Source organism: Alteromonas sp. PRIM-21 (genome assembly GCF_027563165.1).
Lineage (GTDB): Bacteria > Pseudomonadota > Gammaproteobacteria > Enterobacterales > Alteromonadaceae > Alteromonas > Alteromonas macleodii_A.
Window position 1 is genome coordinate 92,800 of the sequence record NZ_JADOEK010000010.1, and the last position, 13,344, is coordinate 106,143.

The window sequence follows — 13,344 nt, forward strand, 5'->3', positions numbered from 1 at the left end:
AAGTACTCTGACCCCCAATTTTCAAATGAGCTCTGCCACACTTTTTAAATAGGCTTGTTGAAGCGGTGTGAAATCCCATTCATTTAAGGCTTCGTCGAATTCGAAGTCGCCCACACGGCCACGCCATCTTTCTGTAGGTGCTGTTGTCCAGTTTTTCATATACACCAGCTTTCCATGCAGGCAGTGTAATACTTCAAGTTTTGGCGGCTCTGCCGCACTGTAAGTTACACGCTCTGAGACAATAGCGCCTTCTTCACAGTCCTGGTCAAAAAATACAAAGCCGCGATAATTTCCGCTTTCGGTAATGGTAATAAGCGAAGCATATTCTTTGCTGTCTGATACTTTCCTCATCGCAGGCAAATAGCCATCGACCCGCTTAATTTGAAGCCCTTGTGATTTGTTATGCCACTGCCAACCTGAACTTCCCATAAAAGTTAGCTCGTTGTTCTTGTGGTTAATACGCCAAAGCGTTTCAAAAGTATTCCAAGATGCAAAGACAATGACGCACAACATTATAAAACCGGTGATGAATATGAGTGGCTTTGTCATGGCACAAGCCCCTAGTAGATTACGAATGTTTAGTTCTTTGCTACGAAAAAAGCACAATGCTAGACCTTCATTGCAAAAAAGTAATTCTCTTTACCTTATTTCTGTATAGCTTTTTAACCTCAGTTAACCAAACGTTTGAGTCGAAAAATCCATTCGACCTGTAAGCTTAATCAACTATCCAAGATGCCAAACAATAGCGATGAGTAGCTTTCGCTCCTTCCAGTCATACAAAGCTCGCCGACGCTTACCCTCATCGTGCGATGTCCAAGTAGCAAAAACACATATGCAAAAAATTCACCTAACGATAAGTGTTTTAGCGTGATTTGAAATCACGATTAGCATTATCTATTTTGTTCACTTTAATTACATGGGTGAATCAGCGATTATCTTTTTAAACGAAAAGGTGATTAACAAACATTGTTAGTTACGTACGTAGTGCCCAATTTTAGCGACACGTTAAGTAAAGCTGAAAAGAGGGCGAGAAAAGAACTAGAAGGAATTCGCAATGAGTAAGTGTCCATTTTCAGGTACAGCTATAAACCCTACCACGCTAACGTCTAGCAATGGTGCGCCCGTTGCCAATGACAACCAAAGCCGAACTGCAGGCCCCCGCGGCCCCGTTACTTTCGACAACCACTATTTGTTCGAGAAGCTTGCGCACTTTAACCGCGAGCGAATTCCAGAGCGCGTAGTTCACGCAAGAGGCAGTGCAGCATATGGTACTTTCACGCTAACTAAAAGCTTGTCTGATTATACTATTGCCGACTTTTTGCAAAAAGAAGGGCAGAAAACCGATGTGTTCTTGCGATTTTCTACTGTAGGTGGCGGTCAAGACTCAAGCGATTACGCTCGTGACCCTCGTGGTTTTTCGGTGAAGTTTTACACGGAACAGGGTAACTGGGATATGGTGGGAAATAACACACCTGTATTCTTCTTGCGAGATGGTATTAAGTTCCCTGACTTCATACACAGCCAGAAGAAGAACCCACGCACTAACTTGCCAGATCCGCAGGCGGTATATGAGTTTTGGGCTAACAACCCGCAGTCATTACACCAATCAACAATTTTGATGTCTGACCGCGGTATTCCGCTTTCCTATCGCCACGTGAATGGCTATAGCTCACATACTTTAAGCTTTTGGAATAACGCAGGTGAGCGCTATTGGGTGAAGTGGCACTTTAAAACTAACCAAGGTATCAAAACGCTAACTAATGAAGAAGCAGCGAAAATGCCTGCCTTTGGTGCCCAACAAGACCTGGTTGAAAGTATCGATAACGGTGATTTTCCATCGTGGACAGTGAACGTGCAGATCATGACCGAAGAGGAAGCCCGCAATTATCATATTAACCCGTTTGACTTGACCAAGGTATGGCCGCACAGCGACTTCCCATTAATTGAAGTAGGACAGTTGGAGTTAAACCGCAATGTTGATAACTACTTTGCAGAAACTGAGCAAGCAGCGTTCGCGCCGAGCAATTTGGTACCGGGTATTGGCGCATCGCCAGACAGAATGCTTCAAGCGCGATTAATTGGATATCAAGATGCGCATCGATACCGCATTGGTGCAAACTACAATCAAATACCGGTAAACGCACCACGTTGTCCGGTACACAATTATCAGCGAGATGGCGCTTTTGCAGGGATTAACCCAGCGCTTGCGGGAAGTGGAGCAAACTTCTATCCGAATAACCGAGCACGAATTGGTGAGCCTGCTGAAATGTCAGAGGTACAAGAGCCACCGATGCCATTAGAGCAAGATGCATGGTTAGACATTTATGATAACCGTGATGAAGACAACTACTCTCAGGCAGGCGATCTGTATCGCATTATGAGTGAAGATCAAAAACAGCAGTTAGTAAACAATATCGCTGATGGTCTAAGCCAAGCGACACAAGATGTTCAAGAAGCCATGTTCGTACAATACGACCTAGCTGATAGTGATTATGGCGCTCGTGTAAGAGAGGCGGTTGCCAGCAAATAGAGTAAATGCGGTCAGAGTACTTTATTAAAATATACTCTGACCCCTTTTTTTACTGGGTAGCGACTAGGGCGTATACGTGTAAGCGAATGGCTTGAAGCGCGCGTTCTTTCCAATTGTTCCAGGTAATACGGTTGCTAATTTCGTGCTGATTTAAGGTAATGTACCCGTGATTAAGCGCCCATACCTGCATAGCCACATCTTGCTTTTCTTCAACAGACAGATCCTTTTTAATCAACGCCGCGGTAAGCTTAGTTAGCGTGATAAACGCTTTTTCACCTGCCTCTATCGCCTCATCTGATGGGGTATAGTCTTTCAAATTAGAAGCGAAAATTAGTCGATAATGAGCCGCGTGAGTTTCTGAAAACGTTAAAATACGCTCGCAGCCATTAATCACTTTTTCCGCCGCAGTATTGCCATCCGCCGCCAACATTTCACGCTCTACCAATCCAAAACCTTCAATATAGAGCGCATCTAGGATGCCCTGCTTACCTTTAAAATGGCTATAAATGCCGATAGTAGACATACCAGCGCCTTCGGCTATAGCACGCACGCTCAGCGCATTTGTACCGCCTTTTAAAAACAGTGCTGAAGCAGCATCTAAGATCTTTTGTCGGGTATCTTTTTTCATTTACACATCATTTACATGTTGCGCAATATAACACCGTTATGTAAAGTGGGTTTATAACGCTGTTATATCTCTTGGTTTAACATTTAACCTGCCTGCCCGCAGGTTATTCATAAGGACACTATATATGAAAACTGAGCAATTAACCTGCGATTATTTGATTGTAGGCGCTGGCGCGGTAGGGATGGCATTCGCCGATGTACTGCTTCACGAAACTAACGCTAACATTCTGATTGTAGATAAAAATGCGAAGCCTGGCGGGCATTGGAATTACGCTTACCCCTTTGTCACCTTACACCAGCCTTCAGCGTTCTATGGTGTGTGCTCAAAAGAGCTAAATCGGGGCGTAATCGACAAGTGCGGAATGAATGAAGGCCTAATGGGGTTAGCTTCAGGGCAAGAAGTTAGTGCGTATTTCGATGCGGTAATGAACGAAACCTTTTTACCTTCAAGTCGTGTACAGTATTACCCGCTTTGCGAGTACAAAGGAAATAAACAGTTTGTATCAACTTTAAATGGCAAGCACTACAACGTCACCGTGAACAAGAAAGTTGTTGATGCCACTTATTTAAATACCAATATTCCACTTACCCATACTCCAAGCTTTACTCGCGACAACGATGTTGCATTTACGCCAGTTAATACCGTGGTTGAAAATATCGAAGGCTTTGATAACTACGTGGTGGTCGGTGGGGGGAAAACAGGTATTGATACCTGCCTATGGCTGCTCGAAAACCATGTGGCCCCAAATAACATCCACTGGGTGGTATCGCGAGATGCGTGGTTACTTAACCGTAAAAATACCCAGCCTTTGGACGACTTCTTCTTCGACTCTATTGGGGCACAAGCGAATCAGATGGAAGCTATTGCTGCGTCAACTTCCATAGAAGATATGTTCGACAAACTAGAAGAGCGCGGTGTTTTACTGCGCATTGATAAGAAAGTAAGACCGAGTATGTTCCACGGCGCAACGGTGAGTGAATTAGAGCTAAAAGCTTTACAAACGCTTCCGTCTATCGTTAGGGAAGGTCGGGTTAAGCATATCAGCCGCGATAAACTCCAATTTGAAAATACAACATGGAGTATGCCGGATAACGCCCTTGTTATTGATTGTTCTGCTTCAGCGCTGACTAACCTAGAGATGAAAGCAGTGTTCGATGGCGACACCATCACCCCTCAAACAGTGCGTGCCTATCAACCTGTTTTTAGTGCGGCGCTTATTGCCCACGTTGAGGCTGCCTACAGCGATGAACAACAAAAGCAGATGCTGACACAAGTGGTCCCGCTGCCTAATCGAGACGTCGATTGGTTGCCTATGACCGCCGCCATGTTACGGAATATGCAAATTTGGGGTGAAGATTCGGCGCTTAAAGCGTGGATCTACCATTGTCGGCTGGATGGCTTTTCAAAAATAGTACATGGCGTGGCAAAAGACGATATGCAAAAAATGCAGGTATTAGGGCGTTTGAAAGAAGCAGCGGCTCCGGCAATGCAAAAACTGATGACCTACATACACAGCTTAAAAGCGAGCGGACAACTTTAAAAGGTTAGAAATAACGATGAAACAGTTTCAAATAGACAAAACGAACCCAAACCGCTTTCGGATAACGCAAGCAGAAGATAGTCATGATAACGCACAGATAGAGGGAGCTGGAAAGGCGAAAAGCCTAATAATCAAAATTGAAAGGTTCGCATTTACTGCCAATAACCTGACCTATTATATGGTGGGTGACAAGCTTGGTTATTGGCAGTTTTTTCCACCTGTTAATACAAATAGCAACGAAAACTGGGGCGTTATTCCGGTATGGGGCGTGGGTCAAGTAATTAGCTCTGAAAACGATGCAGTAGAAGTAGGAAGTCGTTTTCTCGGTTATTTCCCGCCCGCTGAATACTTGGTGATGGGTAACACCACAGTTAATGGCAGTAACCTTATTGACTGCAGTACTCATCGCTTGAAGTTACCGCAAGGTTATAACGTCTATCGCCCACTGCCCGCCCTAAAGAGCAATGCTAACGATGAAGTAAACACTAAGCAGCATGAGCAAGAAAATTATCAGATGTTGCTGTGGCCGCTTTACGCAACATCTTACTGCTTATCAGAAGTGGTCGATGCTATACCTGGGGTACAAAGAGAACAGTTATTAATACTAAGTGCTTCAAGCAAAACCAGTTTAGGGCTTGCTTTTGCGTTAAAAGAAGCGGGCATAGACGCAATAGGTGTAACCTCTGAAAAGCGTGTTGCATCACTAGAAGCATTGGATGTATACAGCACCGTTATTAGCTATGAAAAACTGGAAATGTTGCAACTGAAAAGCACCGTTGTGGTCGACATGTCTGGTAACGCGCAGATCAAGGAATCAATTAGACATAGACTTGGTGCGCACCTAACTAGATACATCAACGTTGGGCTTACTCACTGGCAGGACGTTAAGCCCTCAAGCGATGAGGAGTTCTTCTTTGCCCCTGCTCATATTCAGCAGCGTATGTCTGAGATTGGGGCTGTTGAGTACCAAAAGTTGAGTAGCGGGTTTGTATCAAAAGCCATTGGGTGGAGCGCCGGTTGGTTGAACGTTAAAGAGCGTGAAGGCTTAAGCGCATTACAAGATGACTTTAGCCAGCATCAACAAGGTCAGATTCCCTCAGACGAAGGAAGAATTTATACACTTGTTTAGGGTGGAGCTCGTCACCTTCGTTAAGTTCGAGCGCTTTGATAAAAGCGCTCGGTTGAAGGCGATATCACACGTATTGATTAAAGTAATCGGTGACTTTAGGCCATAAGTGCTGGCATTTCCGTGAGAAAAACTTCATGTGGCCTATTTCTTTTACGTTATGAGCCAGTGGGTCGAGTTCCTCCACCTCAGCTTCCATATTGGGGAATACGCTAATCATATCGTGGACGTTGTGAATATTAGCAATGTCGTCGTCATTGGCGAGTAACCACTTAGAAGGTATCTGAATGGTGTCGTAGTGGTGCTGGTTAACATCACTGCCAAACCCTGTTTTTACGTAGCCTTTACCGTTACACCATTTTTGCCATTGGCGCGCTACTTTTTTAGGCAGTGGCTCTCCCATGCCTACCCACTGAGATTTTGTATGGCCGAACAGTAAATTACTCACCGGGATATAGAAATTCATAAAGAAATGCGCTTTTAGCAGATAGCTTTTACGCATATTACGTAAGCTACCTGATGAACTGCCAAAGTTACAAAATGCAGTAAGGTCGTGTACGTTATACATCAAACCCAGTAGTTGACCGCCTGCACTATGGCCAACAAGAAAATAGGGTACATTAGGAAAATGAATCTTTAGTGTCTCTAGCACCGCCGGCATATCTTGCTCACCCCAGGTTACTAGTGATGCATCGCTTTGTTTAACGCTGCCCTTTACCGACTCGCCAATACCTCGGTTGTCGAACGTGATAACGCCAAACCCTTGCTCACATAAATAAGTGGCAAATGCGCTGTAAAACTGACGTTTAATACCCGTGGCAGGACCAATCATAATGGCTGCTTTAGCAGGCCGCTCGGGGGTGAAAAGCGTTGCGCTTAAACTTATGCTGTCCTTACACGTAACAGTAATATTGTTAGGTTTTGGGGTGCTCACTAGGTGTACCTTACTCTTTAACTTCATCTGGTCATACCAGTAAAGCCTTCTTATGCAGAGTTTGCAACAAAAAGATTTATTTCAATTCGTGATAATTTCATATTAGGTTTGATTCAATCTTTGGTCGCTTAGTTACGCCTGCGCTTTTAGTTCACTTATCCAGTGCTCAATGGGAGCTGGTTTACCGAAAAGGTAACCTTGAAAATGTTTGAACCCCATTTGTTTTAATACTGCCAGCTGGGCCCGTGTTTCTACTCCCTCAGCTATTGTCTGCATTTCTAAACTCTTAGCTAGATCTAAAGTCATCTTAACGATTTTTCGGTGTCGTTCAGAAGTTTCCACACGGTCAACAAACTCCCTATCAACTTTCATGACACTTGCTGACATGTCTATCAGCTGAGATAGGGAAGCGTGACCTGTTCCAAAGTCATCGATAATAATAGTCGCTCCTACGTTAGCTAAAGAGGTTAGGCGACGCTTTGTTTCACTATGGCTTGCCAGTACCGAGGTTTCAGTGAGCTCTAGCTTTAATTTTTGGCATAACTCTGGGCTTTCTGAAAAGCGGCGTAAAAGCTTTTCGTAGAAAAGATCACTTAATAGCTCAGGGCCAGATAGATTGATAGCGATAGGCACTTGCGGCAGGCTAGCTGGCCACGTATCAAGAAGTGACAGAGTTGCGTCGATAATCTTTTGAGTAAACAACACCTCCCAACCGTTCGCTTCTATCAATGAAAGAAAATGATGGGGTTGTAATATCGACCCTGTCGATGGGTCTTTTAAACGCGCAAGGACTTCAAAACCGATAATAGTTTCATCAATTGAGACCTGGGGCTGTAGATAAACCGCAAGACAGCCATTATCAATAAGCGCTTTTACTTTATCTTTTTGCTGAGTATTTTCCCTAATAGACTTCACCGTATTAATACTAAATGACATGTAGGGCGACAATTCACTGCTTTGGCTTAACGCAATAGCACAGCACTCAGCTGCGGCATCAGCGCTTATCTCTCGACTTACATGATAATGCCCTACACGCCATTTTAGCGTGTGCTCAACACTGACATTATTGGAGGTTACGGTAATAGTATTCGGCAGTTTTCGGATCAAAAAGTGTTCGATGGAACTAGAAAATAATTGCTTGGTGTTCAGAGTAAATAAAAATTTCGCGCCGGGAAAGTGATAGAGCCTCGCGCAGTTAGCGAGTTCGTTTTGTAGCTGCGATGTCACTTTTATCAAAAGTTTATCGCCTTGGCTATAGCCATACTGAAGATTTATTTCGCGGAGGTTAGCTAGCTTCAATAGCACAATATGTTGGTTCAAAATGCTATCGCTAGTTTCCATCTGTTTCCAAAAGTGATGGTTCTTTAAACCTGTAAGTTCATTAAAGTAGTGCTTTTCGTACTGCTGCTTTTTGTACGCGTCGAATTCCAGTAGATTCTTTTTGTTTACAGACAAGTCATGGCAGTGAATGAGCTGTTTTTTATGGTGCATTAAGCTAGCTGGCTGAATTTCAAATTCTTGTTCAGGGTTATTATAAATTGAAGCGGTCTGATTAACTCCACGTGTTATAGGCAAGCTCAAAGAAAACAGGTCTTGAATGTATTTACTATTAGGACGAAATTTTTTGACTAAGGTTCTGGCTGCTTTGTTTGCTTGTAGTATTCGCCCTTGCTCATCACAAAAGAATGAAGGCGTTCCCCCGTTGTTAAATATCTCTTGGTACCCTTTTACTATTTTGTCGAGTTTCTTACTTTGTAACTGGTTATGCTCAGACTGTTTTTCTAACGAAGACATAACTCGTAACACGGCCATTGGAATACAGAAATTAAAGAATAAGAATAGTAATGACGCCAGATAAGTGTGCGTATCGGGTAATGTGATATCTATACCAAACAAAGGCGAAACTTTAGTTTTAGTCACCAACAGAAAGTAGGGTATAAGGTTTAAAAGCATGGTAACTATTGACGCTTTTGTACCGTATAGAACACGAACAATAATAGGAAGGGTGAAAAGAAAGAGTAAGCCGTATTGAGCTGAAATTAAATCGGTAGTAAAAAATAAAATACACAGCGAAGCTGCAAGCACAACGAAAACTAAAAAAGCTGAAGCAACTTTTATGTGTTTTAAGCCAATAGAAAGTGTCGCAAAAAGGAAGGCTGTAAACCCTATTGTTAAGTAAAGAACATAGTAAAGTTCTTGAACATAAGCGGTATAGGATGAATGAACAACAATGGCTGATGTGAGAATAACACCTATAAGTAATATTGACCTTAGCACGCTAAGTCGCCATATATTAGCGTCAGTTGTTTTTAAGTTGTCGTCGTTAAGAAGAAGGTAGTTTTTTATTATTTTTAATGCGCGAGAAATCACTATTAAACCGCTGGGATTAGTATTAGTTCAATACAAAGAATTGAAACTAATTCACGTAACTAGATAAGCTAATATAACCGCTAAATAGTGCTAGGGATAGGCATTAGGAAGGATTAATATTGATTTACACAATATGTTACAAAACATACGAAACACCATATTATTTAATAAATAAGTGCTTCGTATGATCTAACTTGCAAACTAGACTGACAGAGTAAACACCTTAGAATTACGCTGGAAGTTATACAGCTCTTTTTTCACGGCAGGTAAAGCACTAATGTCTGCGGGCTCAAACCCTTGTTCTAAGAACCAATGCGCTGTTACCGTTGTTAATACAAAAATGCGGTTAATACCGGCTTCTTTAGCACGCACTCGCACTTCATCTAAAATCCGTTCGCCACGGTTTTTGCCGCGATAGTCTTGGTGTGTCGCCACACAGGCTAATTCGGCGCAGCCATCTTCTGGGTACAAGTATAAAGCAGCGCAGGCGATGATCATGCCGTCACGCACTATCACTATGAACTGGTTTATTTCGTTCTCTAAACGCTCACGAGAACGCTTCACTAACACGCCGCTTTCTTCTAACGGTTTTATTAGCTTTAAGATCCCGCCCACATCTTCGATGGTCGCTGCACGTAATTGCTCGTAATGGTGTTCCATTACAAGCGAGCCCGTACCGTCGCGGGTGAACAATTCTTGAAGCAGGGCACCGTCTTTTTCAAAACTGATACAGTGCGCACGGGGAACGCCGGCAGCAACGCTGGTGGTAAGTGCGCTTAGTACTGTATCTTCGGTGGTGATGTCACCTGCTAGAGTTAGCTGTTCTAGCTGAGGACGTTCAATGGTGCGAAGTAATCTTCCGTCACGGTTGTATACGCCATCATAGTTTGAAAACACAATCAGCTTGTCAGCCTTAAGGGCGATAGCTGCCTGTGTAGCTACATCTTCATGGGATAAGTTAAACACTTCACCTGTTGATGAATAGCCCATAGGCGATAGCAGCACAATCGAGCCGTCGTTAAGATGGTCGTTAATGCCAGTCGTATCAATACGACGTACTAAACCCGTGTTTTCAAAGTCTACACCGCCACGTACGCCCATAGGTTTGGCCACCACCAAGTTGCCCGAACACACCCGTATTTGTGCACCGTGCATGGGGGAATTTGGAAGCCCCATAGTAAGTAAGGCTTCTACCTGTGAACGAACCGAGCCTGCTGCGTCTTTTACACATTCAAGTGTTTGTTTGTCGGTAATGCGCACGCCGTTTTCGAAGCGGCCTTCTATATTGCGTAACGCAACTCGCTGGTCTATTTGAGGTCTGGCACCGTGCACCACTACCACACGTACGCCAAGGCTGTTCAATAGGGCGATATCTTGAATAATGTTGGGAAAATTAGGATGTTCAATGGCTTCGCCACCGAACATCAGTACAAAGGTCTTTCCCTGATGAGCATTAATGTATGGCAGTGAACTGCGAAACAGTTTTATGCCATCTTGCTGCGCTAGTACCATCTAAGTAGTTCCTTACCGCTACCCTTGCTTATCCAAGTCTTCCAACTCTTGATACAGTGCTTTAGTAACTGTTTCTTTGCTGGTTCCGCCAAGGATATTTCGCTGGTTTACGCCGTATTCCAATTGAAGTACAGGATAAACATCGTCTTCGATTTTATCGCAAATCGCCTGCATGTCGCTTAGCGGTAAATCTTCAATAGCACAGCCTTTATCTATAGCCTGAAGCACGACACGGCCCGCGATATCGTGACCTGTTCTAAACGGCACGCCTTTACCTACCAGATAATCGGCAAGCTCGGTTGCGTTAGAAAAGCCTTGAGTTGCTGCGGTACGACAGCGTTCTTCATTAAGCTGCAGGGAGTCGAGCACTTCGCTGGCAATGCATAAACAAATATGCCACTGATTTACCGTATCGATAGCGCCTTCTTTGTCTTCTTGCATATCTTTGTTATACGCAAGTGGAAGACCCTTCATGGTAACTAACAGCGCCTGCAAAGAACCAAAAACACGGCCACATTTACCGCGCATAAGCTCTAGCGCGTCTGGATTTTTCTTCTGCGGCATAAGCGATGAACCTGAGGTTACGCTATCGCCTAACTGTAAGAAGCCTGCTTCGCCAGAGTTATAGAAAATCATATCTTCAGCAAGACGCGATAAGTGCATCATGCTGGTGCTGGCCACAAACAAAAGTTCAAGAACGAAGTCTCTATCCGACACGGCATCAAGGCTATTTAGGCAGGGAGAGTCGAAGCCTAATTCCTCTGCAATAGCGTGGCGGTCTACAGGAAACGTGGTACCTGCCAATGCGCCAGAGCCTAAAGGGCACTGATTCATGCGCGCTTTTAAGTCGTCTAAGCGGCTCAAGTCACGCTTTAGCATTTCAACGTAAGCTAAGCACCAGTGTGCGAAGTGAATAGGCTGTGCACGCTGTAAGTGAGTGTAACCTGGGATGATAGCTTCTTGATGACGGCTTGCGGCATTTAGAAGTGATTTAATAACACCTAAAACATCAGCGCGAAGTGAGGCAATATGTTCTCGTACCCACAGGCGAAAGTCAGTAGCCACCTGGTCGTTACGGCTACGACCTGTGTGTAGTTTACGACCAATATCGCCAAGCTTTTCAATAAGCGCAGCTTCTACAAAGCTGTGAATATCTTCTTCACTCGATGCGTCAAAGTCTAATTCACCCGCATCGGCTTTCGCTTTCAACTCACTAAGTGCTGCTTCAAGCTGAGCTTGTTCGTCAGCAGTTAGTACGCCTGCCTTTTGCAGCGCACGAGACCAGCTGATAGAGCCTTGAATATCTTGGCTTGCCATAACTTGGTCAAACGGCAGCGAGTCGTTAACCTGTTTAAACATACTACTTGCACCGGATTCAAACCGGCCACCCCACAACGCCATGCGATGCTCCTTAAATACTGTTTGTTGCCTTTGCTATCCGCGCGGAGGTGTTAAAAGCTACGCGCGGTATACAATTAACCTTGATTTTTTAGTGCTTCAATACGACTTGAAAGACTGAATAGGCGGATAAAGCCCTCAGCGTGCTTCTGGTCGTAAACATCGTCTGCACCAAAGGTTGCAAAGTCTTCAGAGTAAAGGCTGTTGGGCGATTTACGCTGGGTAACAGTAGCTTGGCCTTTATAAAGCTTAACCACTATCTCGCCTGTCACTTTCTTAGCGAAAGACGCAGCGCCAGCAAGTAGTGCATCGTTAAGGGCAGTAAACCAACGGCCATCGTACATAACGTGCGAGAACTCAAGGCCAATTTGCTCGCGGTATTTAAGTGCGGCTTTATCTAGCACCATGGTTTCAAGCGCTTTGTACGCTTTAAGCAATACAGTGCCGCCAGGCGTTTCATAACACCCGCGAGACTTCATGCCTACAAGGCGGTTTTCAACAATGTCGATACGTCCAACACCGTGGGCTGCTGCTACTGTGTTTAGCTTAACAAGTGCTTGATAAGGCGATAATGCTTCACCATCAACGTGCGTCAGCTTACCTTCGTCAAAAGTCAGGGTAACGCGCTCAGGGGCATCAGGGGCATCTTCTGGGTCAACCGTCATAGTCCACACTTGCTTGGTAGGCTCTTGCCATGGATCTTCAAGCTCGCCGCCTTCGTGTGAAATGTGCCATGCGTTGGCATCGCGGCTGTAAATTTTTGTCGCTGACGCTGTTGTCGCGATATTGCGTTCAGCTAGGTAAGCAAGTAAGTCTTCGCGGCTTACCATATCCCACTCACGCCATGGCGCGATCACGGTAAGATCTGGGGCAAGGGCGGCAAAGGTGCTTTCAAAACGCACCTGGTCGTTACCTTTACCGGTACAACCATGACATAGGGCGTCGGCACCTACTTTACGGGCAATCTCAACTTGCGCTTTTGCGATTACCGGGCGCGCCATTGACGTACCCAATAAATATTCACCTTCGTATACCGCACCTGTCGTGATAGTAGGGAAGATATATTCGCTTACGAACTCTTCTTTTAAATCAACAATGTGGCATTCGCTCGCGCCAGACGCGATAGCTTTCTCGTGAAGGCCTTCTAGCTCTTCATCACCTTGGCCCACATCTGCCGCAAATGCGACAACTTCACAGCCATAATTTTCTTTTAGCCATGGAATGATAGCTGATGTATCAAGCCCGCCTGAATAGGCCAGTACGATTTTTTTAACGTTTTGCATCTAAGTAAACCTCTTAGGTGCCT

At 44.5% G+C, this 13,344-nt stretch carries 10 protein-coding genes; 3 read left to right on the forward strand and 7 right to left on the reverse strand.

Going from position 1 to position 13,344, the window contains the following annotated elements; translation table 11 throughout:
* Positions 1–21: 21 nt before the first annotated feature.
* Positions 22–549, reverse strand: coding sequence for a hypothetical protein (locus tag IW644_RS14440; protein ID WP_269918182.1), 528 nt, complete (start codon positions 547–549; stop codon positions 22–24).
* 505 nt (positions 550–1,054) lie between these two features.
* Between IW644_RS14440 and IW644_RS14445 the strand changes: the two genes are divergently transcribed.
* Positions 1,055–2,530, forward strand: coding sequence for a catalase (locus IW644_RS14445; RefSeq protein ID WP_269918183.1), 1,476 nt, complete (start codon positions 1,055–1,057; stop codon positions 2,528–2,530).
* Positions 2,531–2,579: 49 nt separating this feature from the next.
* Here the strand turns inward: IW644_RS14445 and IW644_RS14450 are convergent, their stop codons facing one another.
* The gene (locus IW644_RS14450; RefSeq protein WP_141151490.1) at positions 2,580–3,158 is read right to left on the reverse strand and encodes a TetR/AcrR family transcriptional regulator; all 579 of its coding nucleotides are present in this window, start codon (positions 3,156–3,158) and stop codon (positions 2,580–2,582) included.
* A 124-nt stretch (positions 3,159–3,282) separates the two neighbouring features.
* On the opposite strand from IW644_RS14450, the gene IW644_RS14455 reads away from it, so the two are divergent.
* Together IW644_RS14455 and IW644_RS14460 are read left to right on the forward strand one after the other, a co-directional pair.
* The gene (locus IW644_RS14455; RefSeq protein WP_269918184.1) at positions 3,283–4,698 is read left to right on the forward strand and encodes an NAD(P)-binding protein; all 1,416 of its coding nucleotides are present in this window, start codon (positions 3,283–3,285) and stop codon (positions 4,696–4,698) included.
* 16 nt (positions 4,699–4,714) lie between these two features.
* Complete coding sequence (locus IW644_RS14460; RefSeq protein ID WP_269918185.1) at positions 4,715–5,827, forward strand: DUF2855 family protein; 1,113 nt, start codon at positions 4,715–4,717, stop codon at positions 5,825–5,827.
* Between the two features lie 64 nt (positions 5,828–5,891).
* Here IW644_RS14460 and IW644_RS14465 read toward each other — a convergent pair whose 3' ends face one another.
* The 5 genes from IW644_RS14465 to IW644_RS14485 form a co-directional block, all read right to left on the reverse strand.
* Positions 5,892–6,758 (reverse strand): alpha/beta hydrolase family protein, encoded by an 867-nt coding sequence (locus tag IW644_RS14465; RefSeq protein WP_269918186.1) that lies wholly within the window; start codon positions 6,756–6,758, stop codon positions 5,892–5,894.
* 132 nt (positions 6,759–6,890) lie between these two features.
* Complete coding sequence (locus IW644_RS14470) at positions 6,891–9,035, reverse strand: EAL domain-containing protein (protein ID WP_269918187.1); 2,145 nt, start codon at positions 9,033–9,035, stop codon at positions 6,891–6,893.
* A 294-nt stretch (positions 9,036–9,329) separates the two neighbouring features.
* The gene (gene argA / locus IW644_RS14475; RefSeq protein WP_269918188.1) at positions 9,330–10,640 is read right to left on the reverse strand and encodes an amino-acid N-acetyltransferase; all 1,311 of its coding nucleotides are present in this window, start codon (positions 10,638–10,640) and stop codon (positions 9,330–9,332) included.
* Positions 10,641–10,658: 18 nt separating this feature from the next.
* Entirely contained in the window at positions 10,659–12,041 is a 1,383-nt protein-coding gene (gene argH / locus IW644_RS14480; RefSeq protein ID WP_269918189.1) for an argininosuccinate lyase, read from the reverse strand.
* A 74-nt stretch (positions 12,042–12,115) separates the two neighbouring features.
* Positions 12,116–13,321, reverse strand: coding sequence for an argininosuccinate synthase (locus tag IW644_RS14485; protein WP_179982177.1), 1,206 nt, complete (start codon positions 13,319–13,321; stop codon positions 12,116–12,118).
* Between the last annotated feature and the right edge of the window lie 23 nt (positions 13,322–13,344).